The organism is Intestinimonas butyriciproducens (genome assembly GCF_004154955.1).
Classification (GTDB): Bacteria; Bacillota; Clostridia; order Oscillospirales; family Oscillospiraceae; genus Intestinimonas; species Intestinimonas butyriciproducens.
The window spans coordinates 2,441,832-2,463,072 of sequence record NZ_CP011524.1; the positions used below are offsets into that span (position 1 = coordinate 2,441,832).

Sequence of the window (21,241 nt, forward strand, 5' to 3'; positions counted from 1 at the left end):
TAAAGACCGGCTTTGGGAGGGTTCGACCATGCATGAGACCATTTTAGTGGTGGATGACGACCGGGAGATCGTGGGCGCCATCGCCATCCTGCTGGAGAAAGAGGGCTATCGGGTAATCAGGGCCTACAACGGTATGGAGGCCCTGGACCGGGTCATGGACCCGGCGGTGCGGCTGCTGCTCATCGACGTGATGATGCCTCGGCTGGACGGCCTCTCCGCCGTCATGCGGATCCGGGACAGGCGGAATCTGCCCATCATCGTCCTCTCCGCCCGCAGCGAGGAGACGGACAAGATCCTGGGCCTCTCGGTAGGCGCAGACGACTATGTGACCAAGCCCTTCAGCCCCCAGGAGCTGGCGGCCCGGGTCCGCAGTCAGCTCCGGCGGTACACCCGACTGGGGGATGTCCACGGAGAGGCCCGGCAGGACGAGATCGTCAATGGGCGGCTCGTCTACCGCCCCGGAGATCTGGTGCTGGCCGCCGACGGAGAGCCGGTGCGTCTCACCGCCACCGAGACCCGGATCGTGGACCTGCTGATGCGGAACCTGGGGCGCATTTTTCCGGCCGAGGAGATCTACCGCCGGGTGTGGGAGGGGGAGTGCTATGCCCCCGAGAACACCGTGATGGTCCATATCCGCCGGATTCGGGAAAAGATCGAGCTCAATCCCAGGCAGCCGGAATATCTGAAGGTGGTGTGGGGAATTGGTTACAAGATGGAAAAAAAGACTTAGCCTGCTGGCCCTGGTACTGGGGGTGGACCTTTTGCTGGTGGGGCTCGCCGGCGCGGTGTTTGCCGGGGCGGTGCTTCTTCCCGGCGGGTACAGCCCCCAGGACGCGTTCCAGGCCGGCTATCAGAACACAGCCCTCTTCCGGCGGGAAATCGAAGATCAGTTGGAGTCGGCGCTCCGGCTGGCCCGGAGCGCCGACAAGAGCAGTTGGTACTCCATGGAAGAGGAGGGCAGCAATCTGCTCTGCCAGCTCATGATACGCTCCGCCTCCGGCGCCTGGCAGACCGTGTACAGCAACACAGAGACGGCGCTCGCCGGCGGCTCCCCCGTCGGGTACAACTTCGCCCTGACCTATGACGGCGGTCGCGTCTCCATCCACAAGGACGGGGAGGCGCTGGACATCTATGGCGACGGCGTCTATACGCCGGACAGCCTCTGGGACGTGCCGGGTTACAGCAACCGTCCGGCGGAAGAGGGGGACGGTGACATCCGGGTCTATCTGGCCGCCATTGCCCAGCCGGTCCGCGTCCGGGGCTGTTATAGCAGTCTCTATGAGCTCCAGCAGGGCTTGACCATAGCCCGCTGGTTCTACCTGGGGGAATGCGCCGTGCTCGGCCTCGCCCTTCTTCTGCTGCTCCTGGCCTTTTTATGGCGGGATGCCCGCCGGGAGGCCCGCCTGGCCCTGGCCCGGCGCACGGGACCGGTCTGGTTCGAGTGCAAGGTCCTGGCGGTCACCGCTCCCCCTTTTCTGGCACCGCTGTTCTGCCTTGGTTTCTTTGCGCGCGCTTTCTTCTCTTATGCAGCCGCTCTGGCCGTAGCAGCGACGTTCTGTCTGGCGTACCCCTGGCTACTCTATCTGGCGGGCTGTGACCTGCGGCATAATGAGAAGCCTTGGCGCCACAGTCTGTGCTGCGCCCTGGCGGGACGGGTCGGTCGGGCCCTCCGCAAGCTCCGCGCCGCCCTCTCCGCTGCCGAACTCGCCCTTCCCCTTCAGCGCCGCTTCCTCCGGCGGGGGCTCGTGGCGGCGGTCTGTATCCTCCTGCTCAGTATCGCGGCATGGTTTCTCCTATACCTGCTGTTTTATAACGTTCCTTTCTATTATTTTAACTTCTGGCACCAGTGCTTCTTTTCCCTGCTTCTGGCCACCGCCCTCGTCTTGCTGCTCCTGGCCCCCATGGTCTGGCTTCTGCGCAGGGGCTGGGACCTGCTCCGGCAGCTCGGCCCCTTCACTGCCCGGCTTTCCGCCGTCCGGAGCGGAGACCTGACCGCTCCGCTGGAACTGCCTGCGGACTCCGATCTCCGGCAGGCAGCGGAGGACCTCAATGGTATCCATCAGGGGATGCGTGCCGCCCTGGAGGAGCGGATGAAGAGCGAGCGGATGAAAGTAGAGCTCATCGCCAACGTCTCCCACGATCTCAAGACTCCCCTCACCTCGGTCATCAGCTATGCCGAGCTGCTCCGTGAGGAGGAGGACCTGCCTGAGCATGTGCAGGACTATATCCGCATCCTCAACGACAAAGCCCAGCGGCTCAGCGTCATGGTCCAGGATGTGTTCGAAGTGAGCAAGGCCGCCTCCGGAGAGCTCTCCCTCCACACGGAGCGGTTGGACTTGGGGAAGCTTCTCCGCCAAACGCTGGCAGACATGGACGAGGCGGTCTCCCAGAGCTCCCTTACCTTCCGTACCGAGCTCCCGGAGGCGCCCGTATGGATCACAGCCGACGGAGACCGTCTCTACCGCGTGTTTCAGAACCTTGTCCAGAACGTGCTGGAATACTCGCTGGAGGGCTCCAGAGTTTACGTGACCCTGGATGCGGGCAAAGATGCCGCCACAGTACGCCTCAAAAACATCTCCCGCACAGAGCTTCCCCCCGGCGTGGATTTTACCGCCCGGTTCGTCCGGGGCGACCAGAGCCGCACCGATGGAGGCAGCGGCTTGGGCCTGGCCATCGCCAGCAGCTTCACTGCCGCCTGCGGGGGCGCCCTGCGGGTAAGCACCGACGCCGATCTCTTTACCGTGGAGGTGGAATTCCCCCTGTCCCGGTGAGCTTCCGTCCCGACCCTTCTCCCGCCGCTTCGACCCCTCCGGTGTGGTATTGTGGGGTAACATTCCACGTGAAAGGGAGGAGATATCGTGGCGGATTCCATTGACCGCGCCATTGTAGAGGGGCGTGTCTATCCTTCGGCTTCCGACATTTTGCCCGGAGGCACGGCGACGGCGGCCCTGCCCAACTGGTCCCTGCTGCGGCTGAGTCCCGGGCTGCTGGCGTTGACCGGCTGGGAGAGCGCCGAGGCCCTCATCCAGGCCTCCGGCGGTGCGCTATACGATCTCTTCTGCCCGGAGGACCGCCCCTGCATCCTCGCCGCGCTGGAATCCCTCCTTGCCTCTGCCGGTCGGATCAAGGCGGAATACCGCCTGCTCCGGCGGAGTCTTCCCCCCCTCTGGGTCACGCTGTGTGCCGGTCTGGTGGACACGGAGGCGCTGGGGATTCATCTGGAGTGCTTTCTTTTGGATCTCAGCGACCTGCGGCGGGCGGAGGCGGAGCTCTCCGAGCGCTGCCAGACGCTGGCGGAGCAGGCCCGGCGGGAGACCATGACCGGCCTTCTCAACAAGGACGCCTTTCGCCTGGACGTCCGCACCTACCTTTCCGCCGCCGGGCCGGAGGAGACCTACGCCCTGTTGGTGACCGACCTGGACGACTTCAAACGGTTCAACGACCGCTACGGCCACACCTTTGGGGATCAGGTCCTGCTGGCCTTTGCCGCCATCCTGTCCCGCAGTTTTGGGCCCGGTGCCCTGTGCGGACGGTATGGGGGAGACGAGTTTGTGGTCTTTCTGCCCGGGACCGCTCCCCGGACCGCTGAGGAGGCCCTTCACGGGCTCTACCGCAACCTGAAGTGCCGCCGGAAGGGGGACCCCATGTTCCAGTGCAGCGTCGGCGCCGCCTGCGGTAAGGGGCCGGCAGAATACAGCCGGCTCTTTGACCGGGCGGACGCCGCCCTTTACCGGGCCAAACGTGCGGGCAAAAACCGGTTCCAGATGGATCGCGGGGGGCTATGAAAACCGGCGCGGGTGTGATATACTGCTGCCAGAATACGCCGTGGGGCCCTCATCCGCGGCGGAACGGAGGCATCCCTATGGAATTTCGATATGAGGCCGAGCGCATTTATCTCACCGACGATCACGGACGCATGGCCGCAGAGATCACGTTTCACCAGCGGTCCGACCGGGCCATGTCCATCGATCACACCTATGTCTCCCCTGAGCTCCAGGGGAGGGGCGTCGCCGCGGACCTGGTCAAAGCCGCCGCGGACCGTTTCCGCGCCAGAGGTCTCAAGGCCGTTCCCGTGTGTTCTTACGCGGTGAAATGGTTTGCGCAACACCCCGAGGAACAGGACCTGCTCAAAAACCCGAGCGTCTGAAAGTCCCTGCCGCATTTATCCCGGCGCCCCGAACAGGGGCGGCCCAGCCTGCCGAAAAACTTTTTCGGCAGGCTGTTGTGCTTTTTTCAACCTAAGCAGTCTGAAAAGTTGCCTTATTCACCGTCAAATGGCGCTCCCGGTGCTTTTTCTCTCACAGATTTCCCCTTCCAAGCCTTTTCAGAAGAGGGTGCCGGACGGACCCGGCTTTCTTGTATTTCCTGACCGGCAGTGCTAAAATAAAGGTATCTTTTTTGAATGGAGGAGACTCTACACATGAAGCACGGCAAGAAACTGCTCTCCGTCCTGCTGGCCCTGGTCATGGTGCTGGCGCTGCTGCCCTCCGCGGCCTTTGCCGCCGAAGGGGAAAAGCACATCACCATCCTGGGCACCTCGGATATGCACGGCAATATCTGGGGCTTCAGCTACGAGGACAGCAAGGAGACCGACAACAATGGCATGGCCCGCCTGTACACCTATATCCAACAGGTGCGCGCCGAGAACCCGAACACCATCCTCATCGACGCCGGGGATGACATTCAGGGCACCATTATGACCGACGACATCTACAACAAGATTCCCGAAGAGCCCCACCCCGTCGTGGCCGCCATGAACTACATGGGCTATGACGCCATGACCCTGGGCAACCATGAGTTCAACTGGGGCATCGACACCATGCAGAAGATCCTTTCTCAGGCACAGTTCCCCGTCCTGGCCGCCAATGTCAAGGACGCCTCCGGCGGCTTTGTCACCGGCGCGGGCTGGACCATTGTGGAGAAGGACGGCGTGAAGGTAGCCGTCATCGGCGTGGTCACCCCCGACGTGCCCATCTGGGACGGCGGCAAGGAGGGCGTGGAGGCCTGTACCTACGAGGCCGCCAATACCGCCGTCAAGAATGCCATCGCCGAGATCGGCGACGGTGCCGACGCGATCGTGGTCTCCGCCCACATGGGCATGTATGCCGAGTTCGATGAAGACGGCGGTTCTGATTCCGCCCAGAAGATCCTGGACGATAACCCCGAGATCGACGTGCTCCAGGTGGCCCACAACCATGTGGTGGTCAGTGAGACGCAGGGCGATACCGTCATCGGCGGCGTGCGCAACGGCGGCCGTGACATCGCTCGCTTTGACCTCACGCTGGATCAGAACAACCATGTCACCGACGCCACGGTGGAGATCGTGGACATGACCGGCGTAACCCCCAGCCAGGCCCTCCGCGACATTGAGCTGGTGAAGGAGTCCCACCAGAAGACCATCGACTTCATCACCGGCGGCGGCGCCGGCGAGGACGGAGAGGGCGGCGCAGCCCTGGGTTCCACCACCGCCAAGTTCCAGCCCGCGGACGAAATCGCCGGTCTGCCTGAGGGGAAGCTCCAGGATACCGCCGTGATGGACCTCATCAACAAGGTCCAACTGGAGAATTCCGGCGCCGATGTCTCCGCCGCCGCCCTCTTCAAGGACACCAGCGATCTGCCCGAGGGTGACATCAATTACGGCAATATCTTCGACATCTACAAGTTCGACAACACTCTCTATCGTGTCACCGTCACCGGCAAGGAGCTCAAAGGGTACATGGAATGGGCCGCCGCGTGCTACAACCAGTGGGTGCCCGGGGACATCAACATCTCCTTCGATCCCGAGTATCCCGGCTACCTCTATGACATGTTCGCCGGTGTGGACTACGAGATCGACCTGAGTCAGCCCAAGGGCGAGCGCATCAAAAACGTCATGTTCAAGGGCGCGCCCCTCCAGGACGACCAGACTCTGACCCTGGCGGTGAACAACTACCGTTATTCCTCCGCCCTGAAGGCGCAGAACCTCATCGCAGGCAAGAAGGAGTGGGAGTCCTCCAACTCCATCCGCGATATGATCGTGGCCTATCTGGCTGAGCACTCCCCCATCTCTCCCGAGGTGGACAACAACTGGAAGATCGTGGGTGTGGATCTGAGCCTGGACGACCCCCGCCGCCAGGAGATCATCGACCTGGTGAACGCCGGACGGCTGGATACCCCCTACGACAAGAGCTATAATCTGGCCGATTACGACGCCATCATCGCCAGCGCCGCGCCCGCCGGCAATGTTGCGGTGAACGGCACGGTAGTGGGTTCCGCCTTTACCTACCAAATCGACGACGGCGCCGTCTACTACCGTCTCCGCGATCTGGCCTTTGCCCTGAAGGACACCTCCGTTGCCTTCAATGTAGAGTGGAACGGCCAGATGGTGGTCATCACCAAGGGCGCGGCCTATACGGCCGAGCCTATCCAGGACTCTCCTATGAGCCCTGCCTTCATGGAAACCACCCTCTCCGTCCTGGCTGATGGCCAGGTGGAGGTCGCCGCCGCCCTCATGTCCCCCGGTTATCACTGTATCACCGCTGAGGGTCTGGCCGCCCTGCTGGGACTCTCTGTCACCGAAGCCGACGGCGTACTCACCATTACCGCCGCCTGACGTCCGCCTCCTCCGGCCCCGCGGCCGGGCTGCCCCGGAGGCATCCCCCGTGGCTAGCACCGCATTTTCAGCGGCCCGCCTTTGGAGAGGCGGGCCGCTTTTTTGTCCATTTCGCAGTATGCCGCGCTCTTCCCTTTTCCGCTTTGCTGTGCTACAATATCGCAAAGGAGTTGAAGCGTATGATCCGACATATGATCTTCTGGAATCTGGCCGAGGAAAACGCCGACCGGGTCGAAACCGAGCGCTTTCTCAAGGAGACCTTCGCCGCCATGGTGGGGGCCGTCCCCGGCCTGCGCGCGGCCCACATCGGCTTTGACCAGGGGCTTGGCACCCACGGCGTGGGCCTCTCCTGCGACCTGGACAGCATGGAGGCCCTGGCCGCCTACCAGGACTACCCCCCTCATGTGGCTTTTAAACGCTGGGCCAAGGTCCATTTGAAAGATCGCTGCTGTGTGGACCTGGAGGTGGCAGAATGAATCTGCCGGAATCCCTCATCCAAATGGGCTCCAAGCGCAATATTATGCGTGAGATCCGGGAATACGGCCTTCTCCGTGCCCGGGAGGTGGGCGCGGAGAAGGTGCTGGACTTCTCCCTGGGTAATCCCAGTGTGGAACCGCCCCGACGGGTCAACGACTTCATTCGGGAGCTGCTCAGCGGCCCGGAGGCCGCCTCCGTCCATGGCTATACCACCGCCCAGGGAGAGCTGGGCGTCCGGGAAAAGCTGGCGGCCTCCCTCACCCGCCGCTTCGGAGGGCCCTATGACGCCGGGGACCTCTACCTCACGGTGGGCGCGGCGGCGGCCCTGTGCTGCTGCTTCCGGGCCTTGGCTTGCCCCGGAGACCAGTTCATCCTCCTGGCCCCCTTCTTCACCGAGTATACCTACTTCATCACCGGAAACGGCGGAGAGCCGGTGGTGGTCCCTCCGGACTACGCCACCTTTCAGCCCGACCTGGGCGCCCTGGAGCGGGCCATCACCTCCCACACCAAAGCGGTAGTGGTGAATTCCCCCAACAATCCCTCCGGCGTGGTCTATACCGCCGAGACCCTGAGCGCTATGGCGGAGCTTCTGCGCCGAAAGGCCGCTGAATACGGCCACCCCATCTATCTCATCTCCGATGAGCCCTACCGCGAGATCGTCTTCGAGGGCTTTTCCGTCCCCTGGCTCCCGGACTTCTACGACGACACGCTGGTGTGCTACTCCTACAGCAAATCTCTCTCCCTGCCCGGCGAGCGGATCGGCTATATCCTGATCGGCAAGCCGGTGGCGGACCGTGAGGCCCTGTATGCCGCCATCTGCGGCGCGGGCCGGGTGCTGGGCTACGTCAACGCCCCCAGCCTCTTCCAGCGGGTGGCCGCCGAGTGCGACGGACTCACCTCCGACCTCACCGTCTACCAGACCAATCGGGACCTCCTCTATCACGGCCTCACCGAGCTGGGCTACACCTGCGTGGAGCCCGGCGGCACCTTCTACCTGATGGTCAAATCTCCGGAGCCCGACGCCGCCGCCTTCTGTGAACGGGCCAAACGCTACGACCTTCTCTTCCCCCCCACCGACGACTTCCACTGTCCCGGTTGGTGCCGCATCGCCTTCTGCACCGCCACTGAAACGGTGCAAAAAGCCCTCCCCCTTTTCAAAAAGCTGGCGGCAGAGTACGGCCTGAACTGACAAGCAGCGGCCCGCGTTCCAAGAGGAACGCGGGCCGCTGCTTATTTTCCAGCATGGGTCAACTCACGCCCGGCGCAGGGTAAGTCCGCTGCGCTTGAGGGCGGCCTGGAGGGCCAAAGCCAGCGGCGGCGCGGCAATGATGGCCACGGCGGCGTTGAAGACTGACGCGGGGATTTTCAGCGGGAGCGCGGCCAGCGCCACTCCGGGCTGGAGCCCCTCCACCAACAGTCCGTCATAGAAAAAGCTCTTGGCGAAATAGAGCACATAATAGGCAAGGCATCCGCATACCGCCCCCGCCAGGCACCGGGCGTAGCTCAACTCTCCCTCCCTGGCCTGCCGGCGCACCAGCAGGCCGGCCACCAGTCCCATGACACCCTTGGTGAGGAAGGTGATCCAGCACTCGGCTGCATAGAGGGGATTGGTGAGGTCATAGAGGGCGGAGCCCAGCCCGGAGGCCAGCCCCCCGATGGGCCCCAGCAGCAGCCCGGAGAGCACGCAGACGATGTTGGCCAGGGTGAACGAGGTACGCCCACCGATGGCGATGGGCATGATAATGCGGGCGTAATTGCTGGCAAAGACCAGGGCGGTCATCATCCCCAGGAAGGCCAGCGTCCGGGGATCAAAACGGCGATTCATTCCAAACACTCCTATCTCAGTTGCTGGTCTGATTATAGCCGAATACTGGTCTTATTTCAAATCTCAGTTTTAGAAAATTCGGCAAGGTCAGTTTGGGCGCATCAGAACAGGCCCCACAGATAGCGGAAGGCCAACCGCTTCCAGACCGGAAGCGCGGCGTCCACCCGTCCCGCCTCCCGGAGGACCAGCGTCGCGGCCTCCCCCCGCTCCTTTTCCGTCAGCCTGTGTTGGCTGAACTTGGCCTTGCAGGCCAGCTCCTCCAGCCTGGCGTTCTCCTGTCCGCCCCAGGGCAGCAGGCGTTGGAGGTACCCGTAGGCCGCCAGGACGGCCTGATTGGTCTCCCCCTCCCACTCCAGGCGGCGCAGACGCTTTTCCCGCAGGAGACGCCGCCGGAGGCAGAGAGCCGCCAACAGGATCAGGCCAAGGCCAGGCGGAACCATCCACCGCAGGAGCGGGGCAACCTTTTCCGCCTCTCCATCCCCGGCGTGGGCGCTGTCGGGCGGCAGCGTCTGGGTGGGGGCCGGAGTCCGCACCGCCCCGGTCGTGGGGGCCCTGGTGGGTGTGGGGGTGGTTTCCGGTGCAGGGATCTGGGAGGGGGATGGGGTCTCCGACGCCGTTGTCCCCCCTCCGCCGCCATAGCCTGGGGTCACCTCCACCGGATACCAGCCATAGCCGTCCAGATAGATCTCCACCCAAGCGTGTGCAGAGGAATCCGGTACATCCACCCGCCCGGAGGGGGGCACCACCGCCGCAAAGCCGCTGACATACCGGGCCGGAATGCCCACGGTCCGCAGCAGGAGCACGGCGGCACTGGCATAGTGCATGCAGTAGCCCCGGCGGCTCCCGTTGAGGAAATAGGTCACAAAGTCCTCACCCTCCGGCGTAAGAGGGGTGGCCGGATCGTACCGGGTGACAGCGGCCAGCAGCAGGGATATGACCTCAGCGGTGTAGACATCGCCCTCATAGGCGGCCCCGAAGTCCCGGCGCGGCTCCCGGACCATGAGGGGCCCCGCCGCCTGGATCGCCTCCTCGATCCAGGCGAAGGCGGTCTCCTGAAAGCCCTCCGGGAGGGTCAAATAGTTTTCATGCACGAATTCCCGGTAGACCCGCTCGGCCCGGGCCACTTCGCCCCGCAGGCCCGGCATATCGGCGCGGGGCCCGGCCTCCGGCCTGTAGTAGAGCGTATGCCGCCAAGTGCCCAGCTCCTTGGCGACGCAGGAGTCGCCGACAAAGGCACCCCCCGAGATCTCCCCCGGCCGGGTGAGCAGGCTGTAGGGAAAATAGAGACACCCTCCGGAAGCACCGGCGCTCTCCACCGTCACCGCATGATAGGGCTGGTCCGAGTTGGCCAGGGCCGGGAAATTGAGAGGCTCGTAGCCGCCTGGCAGTTCGCCCATCGCCTCGTAAAGGCTCTCATCCAGACTCTCCCAGGCCGTGCCGGTGTAGACACCCGCGGAGTGGCCCCGCAGATAGACGCGCCCCGCCACATCGGTCTCCACCCGCAGCACTGTGCGTCCGGAAAAGGACAGCGGCCCGGCGCCGGCCAGGTCCACCTCGGCCTCCGAACCTGCGGAGGAGTAGCCGCCAGAAAACAGGTTCGGCATACCCGGCAGCCGGAGTGCCTCCAACAGCCGGTACCGGGCCTCCATGGTCCGCTGGGGATAGGCATACTGCTCCATAGGCAGCGTCGCCGTGAGAAGCCCCAGCAGGAGCGCCGAGGCGGGCAGCGCCAGCAGGGTGAATCGGGCACCGCCCTTCGGGTCGCTGTGGGCGTACAGCTCGGAGAGGAACATGGTACAGCAGCAGGTGAGCAGGGCCAGAAAGGGGGGCCAATCCGGCAGGCGGTTGGCGGCAAAGGCGGGTATCAAAAGAGGGAGCGTGAGCAGCCCCACCGGCCAGCAGCGTCTCCGCCGCACCACTGCCCAGCCCAGCAGCAGCGCCCAAAGGGCCGCGGCGCAGAGCAGCCACAGGGTGACGGCCCGCTCCGCTTCCGGCCCTCCGGATATCCCGCCCGCTGTCTCCGCGCCCACAGCCAGGATGCGGTCCAGAAGCCATACTCTTCCGCCCACCGATTCCACCGCCTGTGCGGCCGCTGTGCACCATCCCAACCGGAGATCATCCCACAGCCGCCACACCGCCAGCAGCCAGCAGACGCCCAGGACCAGCGGCGGCAGCACGCTGTGCCGGGGCACAGACCAGACCGCCAGGGAGAGGAGCACCAACAGCAGACATCCGGCCAGGAGTATGCCCCACTGTCCGCCCAGGCCATAGGCCGTGGTCCAGGAGAGCACCGTACCGGCCAGGCCCAGGTACAGGAGAAGGCCGTCGCCCAGCAGGAAAATGGGGCCCGGAGCACGCGGCGCGTCTGTGCGCCGCCTGTGTCTGCTCATGGCATTCCCTCCCTTCCGGGCTCCAGGTGGAGCCTGTGCATGCCCGTCTCAGGACGGGTGGGCGGGAGGGTACGCCCCTCCACAGGGGCGGGGTCGGCCAGAACGGCGGCGAGGCACACCGAAAGACTCCTCCGGTCCGAGACCGGATAATCCCGCACCTGTCCGCTCACCGGATGGGCCCAGCGGACCCAATGGGCCTCTCCCCTCTCCAGCAGCGCCAGGGAACAGGCGTTGAGCCGGTCCAGCACCCGGTCCATTTCCTCCGGGCGGCCAAAGTGGTCAAAGGTGAGGACCGCTTCGGACCGCCGGGGCTCCAACGTCTCCCGCACCACCAGCTCGTCCCGTTTGGAGGTGAGCTTCCAGTGGACCGTGCGTATGGGGTCTCCCGGGCGATAAGGGCGTAGGTCGTAGTCCTCCCCCGGACCGCCGCCGGGCCGGGGCACCAGCGCGCCGCTCGGGCTGCTCCCCTCCCCCGGAAGGTCCGGCGGCACAGGCGCCCCCGCCTGAGGCAGGACCAGCAGGGAGGCCGGCGCGGGAGGGCGGAGGGGCAGCGTGAACAGTCCCATACAGTCACATACCCTAGCCCTCTCCACCCGGCATGTCAGTCGGCCGCAGTGGGAGGCGTCCGCCCGCAGGACAGCGCTTCGCACCTCTTCCGGGCCGGTGAGCGTCACCCGTCGGGTCTCCTTCCCGCCGGTGAGGGCGTTTTCCATCCGCAGGCGGATCGTCACCTGCGCCAGAGGCAGCCGGACCGGCCCATGGGCCGCCAGCCGCCAGCCGGCCTCTCCGCCCCGCTCCACACCGGTGGGCTCGGCCTGCAGCTCCAGGCGGCACCGCAGCATGGCAGGCAGGCTCAGCAGCATCCCCAGCACAGGCAGGGTCAGGGCAAGCGCCAGCAGGAAACAGGCCAGATATCCGATATCGAAAAGGTGGAACAGCAAAGCTGCGGCCAGGAGGAGCGCATAGGCCCCGCGGCGGCGGGCCACGGCGGCTACCGGAGCCTGGGGGGATGGACCATGTGCAGCACCTCTCCCAGGGGGTCCTGCTGCGTTCCATCGCACCCCGGCGTGAGGACCAGGCGGTGGGCCACGGTATCCCGAAAGATGTCGGCCACATCCTCGGGGATCACATAATCCCGACCCCGCACAAAGGCCGCGGCCCGGCTGACCGCCGCCACCGCCAGGGTGGCCCTGGGGCTGGCCCCCTGAACAATCAGGGGATGGCTGCGAGTGGCCGCCGACAGCCGAACCATATAATCCAGAATCTCGTCGGCGATGTGGACCTGATCTACCTGGGCGCGCATCCGTTCCAGCCCCTCCCGGTCCACCACCTGCCGCACCCCGTTCAGGGGTGCGCCGCCGCGCCGGCGGCGGAGGAGTTCCAGTTCATCCTCCGGACGGGGATACCCGATGGACAGCCGCAGCGTAAAGCGGTCCAGCTGGGAATCGGGCAGAAGCTGGGTACCAGAGGCCCCCGTCGGATTCTGGGTGGCAATGACCAGGAAGGGCTGGGGCACCGGATGGGATATCCCGTCCACCGTGACCTGCCCCTCCTCCATGGCCTCCAGCAGCGCAGACTGGGTGCGGCTGGTGGCCCGGTTGAGCTCATCGGCCAGGAAGAGATTGCATAACACCGCCCCGGGCTGGTACTCCATTCGTCCAGCCGCTTTGTTGTAGAGAGAAAAGCCGGTGATGTCGGAGGGCATCACGTCGGGCGTGAACTGGACGCGGTGACACGCAAGCCCCAGTGCCCTGGAAAAGGCCAGCGCCATGGTGGTCTTGCCCACACCCGGGATGTCCTCCAGTAGGATGTGACCCCGGGCCAAGACGGCCAGCAGCGCCTTCACCAGGATGTCGTCCTTCCCCACCACCGCTTTCTTCACCTCGGCCACCACTTCGGCGGCCAGTCTGATATCACTCATGAAAGCTCCTTTGTCCGTTCTCCGGCGGTACTCCCGCCCTCTTACTTATGATCCCGATTATACCATGGCCCCTCCCGGAGGACAAGCCGCCCCCGACTGGCTGTCATAGAAAAGAAAGAGAGCGCCAAGGCGCTCTCTTTCTCTTGGGGAAGGACTGACGACCGGATGAAAAAACTGGCCGCGGTCCGACCGCATGTTTCAAGCAAGTTTTAGTCGTTCATCAGTCCGGCCTTCTCCAGCAGATAGAACAGAAGGCTGATGATCACGGCGGTGACGGCCGCCAGCGTCATGCCGGTGATGGATACCGCGCCAAAGGTGAGGGTGAGACCGGAGAGGCCCGCCACAAAGACCACAGAGGTGAGGATCAGGTTCCGGTTCTTGCCATAGTCCACCTTCTTGTCCACCAAGATCCGCAGGCCGGAGGTGCCGATCATGCCGTAGAGGAGGAATGTGATACCGCCGATCACGTCACCGGGAATGGTGGCGATGAACGCAGAGAGGGGCCCGATAAAGGCCATGAGGATGGAGATAACGGCGGCTCCGGCGATGACCTGGACCGAATAGACCCCGGTAACGGCCATGACGCCGATGTTCTCGCCGTAGGTGGTGGTGGGCACAGAGCCGAAAAGCCCGGAGAACGCGGTGGACAGGTTGTCCCCCAGCAGTGAGCGGTGGAGGCCCGGCTCCTTCAGCAGGTCCCGGCCCACGATCTTGCTGGTGACCACCTGATGTCCGATGTGCTCGGCGGTGATGACCAGAATGACCGGGCAGATAGTGAGAATGGCGTTGAGGTCAAATTTTGCGATGTGGAAGTCGGGGATGGTGAAGAGGGACACGTTTTGGAGGGGGGAGAAGTCCACCACGCCCGCCGCCACGGCGGTGAGGTAGCCGCAGATCATGGCGATGAGCAGGGGAATGACGGAGAGGAAGCCCCGAAAGAGGACGGAGCCAAACACGGCTACCCCCAGGGTGACGGCAAAGACCAGAATGTCCCCCGTCTCCATGGTGGGACTGAGCATCAGCCCGCCCTCCGGATTCACGGCCATGAGGTCCGCGCCGATGGCGCCGCCCTTTACGGTGTTGGCGGCCAGCTCCAGACCGATGAGGGCCACCACCGGCCCCATGGCCGCGGGCGGCAGAACGATGTCGATCCAGTCGGTGCCGAACTTCCACACCACCAGGGCCAGCAGGCAGCCCAGCAGCCCCGTGACCACAAAGCCGCCCTGGGCGTATTCAAAGCCCAGCTCCGCGATGACGATGCCCGCGGGCGCTAAAAAAGCAAAGCTGGAGCCGAGATAGGCCGGAGCTTTGCCCTTGGTGAGGAAAATGAACAGCAAGGTACCGATGCCGTTCATGAAGAGGACGATGCCGGAGTGGATGCCGAACAGGATGGGGACCAGCACCGACGCGCCGAACATGGCGAAAACATGCTGGATGCTCAGGGGAACAAGCTGTGCCGGAGGGACCTTTTCATCTACCTGAATGATGCGCTTTTTGTCCATGGGATACCTCTCCTCTCAAAATACTTTTCGTGAAAGTATACCACTTTTTTCAGGGCGCGGTCCACTGTTTTTGTTTTATTTTTGGCTTTTTGTCAAATACTACGGAAACAGCTGGAAACTCTGTTTCAATTCCTACTTTGCGGCGATTGACAAAATACGCCGGATTTTTATAAGATAAATTTGATTTTTTCAGAAAGCGGGTGTTTTCCCTTGAAAAAGCCTTTTGTCACCTTGGAGCAGCTCAGGGCCATCACGGCCCGGTATCCCACTCCCTTCCACCTCTACGACGAGAAAGGCATCCGGGAAAACGCACGAAAACTGAAGGCCGCTTTTGCCTGGAATCCAGGTTACCGGGAGTATTTTGCCGTCAAGGCCACCCCCACTCCCGCCATTTTGAAGCTCCTGCGGGAAGAGGGCTGTGGTGCGGACTGCTCCTCCCTCACAGAGCTCATGCTGGCCGACCGCTGCGGCTTTTCGGGGGCGGATATCATGTTCTCCTCCAATGATACGCCCCCGGAGGAGTTTCAGTTGGCCGCCCGCCTGGGGGCCACCATCAATCTGGATGACTTCACCCACATCGATTTCTTGAAAGACACCATCGGGGCCATCCCCGAGACCATCTCCTGCCGCTACAACCCCGGCGGCACCTTCTCCATCGGGGCAAGTGAGGAGGGCTTCCAGGTCATGGACACCCCCGGAGATGCCAAATACGGCTTTACCCGTGCGCAGCTCACCGAGGGCTTCCGCAAGCTGAGGGCTTTGGGCGCCAAGCATTTCGGCCTCCACGCCTTTTTGGCCTCCAACACCCTCTCCAACGCCTATTATCCCACACTGGCGGGTATCCTCTTCCAGACGGCGGTAGAGCTTCGGGAGGAGACAGGCTGTGACATCCGGTTCATCAATCTCTCCGGCGGCGTAGGTATCCCCTACCGTCCGGAGCAGCGAGAAAACGACATCGCCGCCATCGGTGAGGGTGTGCGCCGGAAATACGAGGAGATCCTGGTCCCTGCCGGCATGGGTGATGTGGCCATCTTTACCGAGCTGGGCCGATTTATGCTGGGACCCTACGGCTGTCTGGTGACAAAGGCCACTCACTTCAAACACACTTATAAAGAGTACGTGGGGGTCGACGCCTGCGCAGCCAATCTGATGCGTCCCGCCATGTACGGGGCCTACCATCATATCACGGTGGTGGGAAAAGAGGATGCCCCCTGCGACCACAAGTATGATGTCACCGGCTCCCTGTGCGAAAACAACGACAAATTTGCCGTGGACCGGATGCTGCCGGAGATTCAATCCGGTGATCTGCTGGTGATCCACGACACCGGCGCCCATGGCTTCTCTATGGGTTACAACTACAATGGCAAACTCCGCTCTGCGGAGGTGCTACTCCGCGAGGACGGAAGCACCCGGCTGATTCGCCGGGCCGAAACCCCGGAGGACTATTTCTCCACCATGATCTTTGACTGAGCCGGGGTGACACCCCGGACATGGAAAGAAGGCCCGCTGCAAAATGCAGATGCATTTTGCAGCGGGCCTTCTTTGTTACTCTGCCGCAGCGGAGCGTATCACACACCGATGAGCGGCATGACCACGCCGCCCAGCAGGCCCACGATCAGGCAGGCGATGACCAGCTCCAGCAGCGCCCACTTGATGACGCCGCCCAGCAGCTTGCTGTCCTGTCCCACCAGGCCGACGGCCGCCGCCGCGGTGGCGATACACTGGGGAGAGAGAATCTTACCAATGCCCGCACCGGTGGAGTTGGCCGCTGCCAGCCAGAACTCGGAAGTGCCGATCTGCTGGGCCGCAGAGGTCTGGAGGGCCCCCAGCAGCACCTCCGTACTGGTGCCGCTGCCTGTGATGAACGCGCCCAGGGCCGCGATGATCGGCGCCACGAAAGGATAAAACTTGCCCGTAATGGATACGAAGAAGGTAGCCATATCGTTGATCATGCCGCAGTAAGTCATGATCTTGGCCACAGCCAGCACGGACATGATGGTGATGATGGTTTTGGACATCTGTTTGACGGTGGCCGCCAGGGTCTCCGCCATGACCTTGGCGCTGGCCTTCTGGACAATGCCCCCGATGATGGCCGCCACAAAGATCCAGATGCCCGGGGTATTGATCCAGCTGAAGGACGCATTGCCCGCATTGACCGAGGTGCTGATCTTCACCGAGGTGGAGAAGTGGGCCAGGACGCTGTTCACAGGGGGAACCAGCTTGGAGGTGATCAGCAGCAGGACAAAGATGAGGATAAAGGGCAGCCAGGATATGATGGCTGTTTTGCCGTCGAGAGGCTTGCCTGCGGTGGGCTGGCCGGAGCGCATATCGTACTCGGCCGGGATCTCCCTCCCCTTCCGGGCCCGGGCCATCAGGATGGTACAGCCTAAGCTGACCACGCAGCCCACGATAACGGCCAGCTCAGGTCCTGTAAACTTGGCCACGATCAACTGCGGAATGACAAAAGTGACACCGGAGACCAGCGTGATGCCGACCATACCCTTGAGCGCCTTGACGCCGCCGCCCCCCACAATGACCATGAGGAAAGGCACCAGGATCATAAAGGGGATCATCTGCACCACGGTGGTGAAGGCCAGGGGCAGCGGGTCCAGCCCGGTCACATTGGCCAGCGTTACGGTGGGAATGCCCACAGAGCCGAAGGCCGTGGGGAAGGCGTTGGCCAGCATACACACAAGGCAGGCAGTAATGGGGTTCATCCCCATACCGGCCAGCATGCTGGCCGGTATGGCAATTGCGGTGCCGAAGCCGGCCATGCCCTCCATAAAGCCCCCAAAGCACCACCCGATGAGGAGCACCAGCACCCGCTTGTCGGCGGAAACACCGGTAAGCATCTGCTTGATGACATCCATGGCCCCTGTCTTCAGGGACAGGTTATATGTAAAGATGGCCGCGATGATGACCAGGATGATGGGCCACAGCGCGGAGGCAAATCCCTCCAGTGCAGAGGTCCCGCAGTCCACCACAGGCATTTTCCAGATGAACAGGGACTCCACGATGGTGATGATCAGCGCTCCCACGCAGGCCTTGTGCCCGGCCATCTTGAGTCCGGTCAGCGCCACAATGAGCCAAATGATGGGCAAAAGCGCCAAGGCACCCTTTCCTATGATTTCTCCCACAAGATGTCACTCCTCTCGGTTATATTGGTGCTACCAATTTATCGGCAATTTCGTTTCTTTGCTGGTCGCCTTGTGATGCCTCATATTGGTTCCACCAATTCTCGCCTTTATTTTAGACCTTCCTGTAGATATTGTCCAGTGCATTTTGGCGGCAAAATCCATTTTCCTACAATTCGCTGAAAATTGGTCCTACAAATTGTGCGGAATGGAGAAATGAAGAAAAACCACACAAAAATGCTTGCATCTTCTCCCAGATGTGATAAACTAATAGTCAGAAAATAGGTAGTACCAATTTAGAAATATGGTTACAGCAAGTGAAACGCTTCATTTGGAGGGATGATTATGCGCATTCCCTACGGCACCACCGGCCTGGAACTGGACCGGGACCTGACCGGGGCCGAAGTCTTGGAATCCGCCATTGGGACTCTGAAGGCAGAAGGCAGCGAGGACGACATCGTATGTAAGGCCATGGCTGCGCCCATGGGTTCTCCCCGCCTGGCTGAGTTGGCAAAAGGCAAGAAAACCGCGACCATTATCGTCAGCGATCACACCCGTCCGGTGCCCAGCAAGCACATTCTCCCCTTTATGCTGGCCGAGTTGCGGGAAGGCAACCCCGACATCGACGTCACCCTGCTCATCGCCACCGGCTTCCACCGCCCCACCACCCATGAAGAGCTGGTGAATAAGGTGGGTGAAAAGATCGCCAACGAAGAGAAGTTCGTCTGTCATGACAGCCGAAATCCCGAGGCGAACGTAGACATCGGCGTGCTCCCCTCCGGCGCCCGGCTGGTCATCGATAAAGTGGCCGCCGAGACCGATCTGCTGGTCTCCGAGGGCTTTATCGAGCCCCATTTCTTCGCCGGCTTCTCCGGCGGGCGGAAGAGCATCCTCCCCGGCGTCTGCGATCAGGTCACTGTGCTGGGCAATCACTGCTCCAAGTTCATCGACTCCCCCTACGCCCGTACCGGCATTCTGGAGGGCAATCCTCTCCATAACGACATGGTAGCCGCCGCCAAGCTTGCCAAGCTGCAATACATCGTCAATGTGGTCATCGACGAGGAGAAAAAGGTGGCCGCCGCCTTTGCCGGGGATCCCTTCCAGGCCCATGAGACCGGCTGTGCCTTCCTCAAGGGTTATTGCCGCGTAAAGCCCCAGCGGAAGGGCGATATCGTCATCACCTCCAACGGCGGTGCGCCGCTGGACCAGAATATGTACCAGTCCGTCAAGGGCCTGAGCGCCGCGGAGGCCGCGGCGGCGCCCGGTGCCGTGCTCATCATCTCCTCCCGCTGCAACGACGGCACCGGAGGCGAGAGTTTCTACCACGCTCTCCACGACTGCGACACCCTGGAAAACCTGATGAAACGCATCCTGGCCACTCCCATGGACAAAACCGACCCCGATCAGTGGGAGTATCAGATCCTCTGCCGGATGATGCTCAAGCACCGCATCATCTTTGTCTCCGATCCCTCCATGCAGAAGACCGTGGAGGAAATGAAGCTGGAGTATGCTCCCGATCTCAACACCGCCTTGGACCGGGCCTACGCGGACAAGGGCCGCGACGCCCATCTGGTGGTCATCCCCAACGGCATCTCCGTGATCGTAGAGCCGTAACAAAAGCGAAGCAGAAAAATCTGTCCAATATTGATAGGAGGTACCCATTATGGCTCAGTACAATCAAGTCACACCGGAAATCGTTGAAAAGTTACAGGCAATCGCTCCCGGCCGCGTCTACACCGGCGCCGACGTAAATGAGGACTACTCCCGCGACGAGATGCCCATCTATGGCACACGGATGCCCGACGTGGCCATTGACGCCATGAGCACGGAGGAGATCTCCGCCATCATGAAGATCTGTAACGAAAACCACATCCCGGTCACCTGTCGCGGTGCGGGCACCGGACTGGCCGGCGCCTGCACCCCCATCGCCGGCGGCGTGGTCATCTGCACCATGAAGATGAAGAAGATCCTCTCCTATGACACCGACAACTTCACTGTCACCGTGCAACCCGGCGTGCTGCTCAACGATCTGGCCGAGGACGCCTTGAAGCAGGGGCTGCTGTATCCCCCCGATCCCGGTGAAAAGTTTGCCACGCTGGGCGGCAACGTCTCCACCAACGCCGGCGGCATGCGGGCCGTCAAGTACGGCGCCACCCGCGATTATGTCCGCTCCATGACTGTGGTGCTTCCCTCCGGCGAGGTGGTGAAATTCGGCTCCTCCGTATCCAAGACCTCCTCCGGTTATTCCCTGCTGAATCTGATGATCGGTTCCGAGGGCACGCTGGGCATCATCACCGAGCTCACGCTGAAGCTCATCCCCGCCCCCAAGGTCACCGTCAGCCTGATCGTCCCCTATGAGAGCCTGCCCGACGCCATCGCCACCGTGCCCCAGTTCAAGAAGGCTCATATGAATCCCCAGGCGCTGGAGTTCTTTGAGCGCGAGATTCTGATCTCCTCCGAGGAGTATCTGGGCAAGGCCGTGTTCCCCCGCAACGTGGGCGGCACCGATGTTGGCGCCTACCTGCTGGTCACCTTCGACGGCGAGACCCAGGAGGAGATCGACGCCATCGTGGAGAAGGCCGCCGAGCTGGTGCTGGACGCCGGCGCTCTGGACGTGCTGGTGGCGGATACCCCCGCTAAAATGAAGGACGCCTGGGCCGCCCGCTCCTCCTTCCTGGAGGGGATCGAGGAGCAGACCAAGCTGCTCGACGAGTGCGACGTGGTGGTGCCCACCAGCCGTATCGCCGACTTTGTGGGCTATGTCAAGAGCATCGAGCCTGAATTCGGCTTCGCCGTGAAGAGCTTTGGCCACGCCGGCGACGGCAACCTGCACATCTATACCTGCGCCAACGATATGGAGCTGGATGAGTTCAAGAAGCAGGTCGATACCTTCATGACTAAGATCTATGACAAGGCCACCGAGATGGGCGGTCTGGTCTCTGGTGAGCACGGCATCGGCATGGGCAAGATCGAATATTTGGCCCGCAGCGTGGGCGAGACCAATATGAAGCTGATGGAGGACATCAAGAAGGTCTTTGACCCCAACCTGATCCTCAATCCCGGCAAGGTCTGCTACAAGCTGTAACCATTTTACATCCCATCGCAGGCAGTGAGAAGCGCCGGGGAAGTTCCCCGGCGCTTCAGCGTGTCGAGAAACCTCGACACGCTTCAAAAAAGTGCAAGCACTTTTTTGAACTCTTGCAGGCCGCTGCGCCGCACTCGCTGCGCCGCACTCGCTGCGCTCGCACGCTTGCGGCCTGAGAAGTAATTTTTGCGAGGCTCAGGTCCCCGCAAAAATCGGATTTCAATTTCTTTTGCCGCCGCGAGCGGCAAAACTCTGCCGAGGCCTTTTGTCCCCTGCATGGTAATTTGACTTCCTTGCAGGGTGCTTCACTTTTTC

At 62.5% G+C, this 21,241-nt stretch carries 17 protein-coding genes; 10 read left to right on the plus strand and 7 right to left on the minus strand.

Going from position 1 to position 21,241, the window contains the following annotated elements; genetic code table 11:
* The first annotated feature begins 28 nt into the window (after nucleotides 1-28).
* The 7 genes from SRB521_RS12145 to SRB521_RS12175 all read left to right on the plus strand — a co-directional run bounded on the left by SRB521_RS12145 (nucleotide 29) and on the right by SRB521_RS12175 (nucleotide 8,258).
* A complete protein-coding gene (locus tag SRB521_RS12145; protein ID WP_116722099.1) occupies nucleotides 29-730 on the plus strand; it encodes a response regulator transcription factor in 702 nt (233 codons plus the stop codon).
* The gene (locus SRB521_RS12150) at nucleotides 702-2,771 is read left to right on the plus strand and encodes a sensor histidine kinase (protein ID WP_129868851.1); all 2,070 of its coding nucleotides are present in this window, start codon (nucleotides 702-704) and stop codon (nucleotides 2,769-2,771) included. Before SRB521_RS12145 ends, SRB521_RS12150 begins: the two co-directional genes overlap by 29 nt.
* 87 nt (nucleotides 2,772-2,858) lie before the next feature.
* Nucleotides 2,859-3,785 (plus strand): GGDEF domain-containing protein, encoded by a 927-nt coding sequence (locus SRB521_RS12155; RefSeq protein ID WP_058118222.1) that lies wholly within the window; start codon nucleotides 2,859-2,861, stop codon nucleotides 3,783-3,785.
* Nucleotides 3,782-4,147 carry a GNAT family N-acetyltransferase gene (locus SRB521_RS12160; protein WP_082636090.1) on the plus strand — a complete coding sequence of 122 codons (366 nt, stop codon included), beginning with the start codon at nucleotides 3,782-3,784 and terminating at the stop codon, nucleotides 4,145-4,147. The genes SRB521_RS12155 and SRB521_RS12160 overlap by 4 nt, the downstream gene beginning before the upstream one ends.
* A gap of 273 nt (nucleotides 4,148-4,420) precedes the next feature.
* Complete coding sequence (locus tag SRB521_RS12165) at nucleotides 4,421-6,592, plus strand: bifunctional metallophosphatase/5'-nucleotidase (RefSeq protein WP_116722101.1); 2,172 nt, start codon at nucleotides 4,421-4,423, stop codon at nucleotides 6,590-6,592.
* Nucleotides 6,593-6,771: 179 nt separating this feature from the next.
* Nucleotides 6,772-7,068, plus strand: a complete 297-nt coding sequence (locus tag SRB521_RS12170) for a Dabb family protein (RefSeq protein ID WP_116722102.1) — start codon at nucleotides 6,772-6,774, stop codon at nucleotides 7,066-7,068.
* On the plus strand, nucleotides 7,065-8,258 hold the full coding sequence (locus tag SRB521_RS12175) for a pyridoxal phosphate-dependent aminotransferase (RefSeq protein ID WP_116722103.1): 1,194 nt from the start codon (nucleotides 7,065-7,067) through the stop codon (nucleotides 8,256-8,258). Before SRB521_RS12170 ends, SRB521_RS12175 begins: the two co-directional genes overlap by 4 nt.
* A 63-nt stretch (nucleotides 8,259-8,321) precedes the next feature.
* Here SRB521_RS12175 and SRB521_RS12180 read toward each other — a convergent pair whose 3' ends face one another.
* The 5 genes from SRB521_RS12180 to uraA all read right to left on the minus strand — a co-directional run bounded on the left by SRB521_RS12180 (nucleotide 8,322) and on the right by uraA (nucleotide 14,707).
* Nucleotides 8,322-8,894, minus strand: a complete 573-nt coding sequence (locus SRB521_RS12180; protein WP_075704402.1) for an ECF transporter S component — start codon at nucleotides 8,892-8,894, stop codon at nucleotides 8,322-8,324.
* Nucleotides 8,895-8,995: 101 nt separating this feature from the next.
* Nucleotides 8,996-11,284: a transglutaminase-like domain-containing protein gene (locus SRB521_RS12185; RefSeq protein ID WP_116722104.1), complete on the minus strand. Its 2,289-nt coding sequence runs from the start codon at nucleotides 11,282-11,284 to the stop codon at nucleotides 8,996-8,998.
* On the minus strand, nucleotides 11,281-12,270 hold the full coding sequence (locus SRB521_RS12190; protein WP_116722105.1) for a DUF58 domain-containing protein: 990 nt from the start codon (nucleotides 12,268-12,270) through the stop codon (nucleotides 11,281-11,283). The genes SRB521_RS12185 and SRB521_RS12190 overlap by 4 nt, the downstream gene beginning before the upstream one ends.
* A 5-nt stretch (nucleotides 12,271-12,275) precedes the next feature.
* Nucleotides 12,276-13,205, minus strand: coding sequence for an AAA family ATPase (locus SRB521_RS12195; RefSeq protein WP_075704405.1), 930 nt, complete (start codon nucleotides 13,203-13,205; stop codon nucleotides 12,276-12,278).
* A 209-nt stretch (nucleotides 13,206-13,414) separates the two neighbouring features.
* The gene (uraA, locus tag SRB521_RS12200; RefSeq protein WP_033118761.1) at nucleotides 13,415-14,707 is read right to left on the minus strand and encodes a uracil permease; all 1,293 of its coding nucleotides are present in this window, start codon (nucleotides 14,705-14,707) and stop codon (nucleotides 13,415-13,417) included.
* A gap of 210 nt (nucleotides 14,708-14,917) precedes the next feature.
* Here uraA and SRB521_RS12205 point away from each other — a divergent pair, with 210 nt between their 5' ends.
* Entirely contained in the window at nucleotides 14,918-16,177 is a 1,260-nt protein-coding gene (locus tag SRB521_RS12205) for a diaminopimelate decarboxylase (RefSeq protein WP_033118762.1), read from the plus strand.
* Nucleotides 16,178-16,275: 98 nt separating this feature from the next.
* Here SRB521_RS12205 and SRB521_RS12210 read toward each other — a convergent pair whose 3' ends face one another.
* On the minus strand, nucleotides 16,276-17,844 hold the full coding sequence (locus tag SRB521_RS12210) for an L-lactate permease (RefSeq protein WP_083630949.1): 1,569 nt from the start codon (nucleotides 17,842-17,844) through the stop codon (nucleotides 16,276-16,278).
* Nucleotides 17,845-18,186: 342 nt separating this feature from the next.
* Here SRB521_RS12210 and larA point away from each other — a divergent pair, with 342 nt between their 5' ends.
* Together larA and SRB521_RS12220 are read left to right on the plus strand one after the other, a co-directional pair.
* A complete protein-coding gene (larA, locus tag SRB521_RS12215; RefSeq protein WP_334249497.1) occupies nucleotides 18,187-19,455 on the plus strand; it encodes a nickel-dependent lactate racemase in 1,269 nt (422 codons plus the stop codon).
* A 49-nt stretch (nucleotides 19,456-19,504) separates the two neighbouring features.
* A complete protein-coding gene (locus SRB521_RS12220) occupies nucleotides 19,505-20,926 on the plus strand; it encodes an FAD-binding oxidoreductase (protein ID WP_075704406.1) in 1,422 nt (473 codons plus the stop codon).
* 83 nt (nucleotides 20,927-21,009) lie between these two features.
* Here SRB521_RS12220 and SRB521_RS12225 read toward each other — a convergent pair whose 3' ends face one another.
* Entirely contained in the window at nucleotides 21,010-21,204 is a 195-nt protein-coding gene (locus tag SRB521_RS12225) for a hypothetical protein (protein WP_075704407.1), read from the minus strand.
* Between the last annotated feature and the right edge of the window lie 37 nt (nucleotides 21,205-21,241).

Bases quoted from the DNA above. Each gene is read 5' to 3' on its own strand.
- SRB521_RS12145 (WP_116722099.1), top strand. From the start codon at position 29: ATGCATGAGACCATTTTAGTGGTGGATGACGACCGGGAGATCGTGGGC.
- SRB521_RS12220 (WP_075704406.1), top strand. From the start codon at position 19,505: ATGGCTCAGTACAATCAAGTCACACCGGAAATCGTTGAAAAGTTACAG.
- SRB521_RS12180 (WP_075704402.1), bottom strand. From the start codon at position 8,894: ATGAATCGCCGTTTTGATCCCCGGACGCTGGCCTTCCTGGGGATGATG.
- SRB521_RS12195 (WP_075704405.1), bottom strand. From the start codon at position 13,205: ATGAGTGATATCAGACTGGCCGCCGAAGTGGTGGCCGAGGTGAAGAAA.
- uraA (WP_033118761.1), bottom strand. From the start codon at position 14,707: ATGGACAAAAAGCGCATCATTCAGGTAGATGAAAAGGTCCCTCCGGCA.
- SRB521_RS12185 (WP_116722104.1), bottom strand. From the start codon at position 11,284: ATGAGCAGACACAGGCGGCGCACAGACGCGCCGCGTGCTCCGGGCCCC.
- SRB521_RS12160 (WP_082636090.1), top strand. From the start codon at position 3,782: ATGAAAACCGGCGCGGGTGTGATATACTGCTGCCAGAATACGCCGTGG.
- SRB521_RS12225 (WP_075704407.1), bottom strand. From the start codon at position 21,204: ATGCAGGGGACAAAAGGCCTCGGCAGAGTTTTGCCGCTCGCGGCGGCA.
- SRB521_RS12170 (WP_116722102.1), top strand. From the start codon at position 6,772: ATGATCCGACATATGATCTTCTGGAATCTGGCCGAGGAAAACGCCGAC.
- larA (WP_334249497.1), top strand. From the start codon at position 18,187: ATGCGCATTCCCTACGGCACCACCGGCCTGGAACTGGACCGGGACCTG.
- SRB521_RS12175 (WP_116722103.1), top strand. From the start codon at position 7,065: ATGAATCTGCCGGAATCCCTCATCCAAATGGGCTCCAAGCGCAATATT.
- SRB521_RS12165 (WP_116722101.1), top strand. From the start codon at position 4,421: ATGAAGCACGGCAAGAAACTGCTCTCCGTCCTGCTGGCCCTGGTCATG.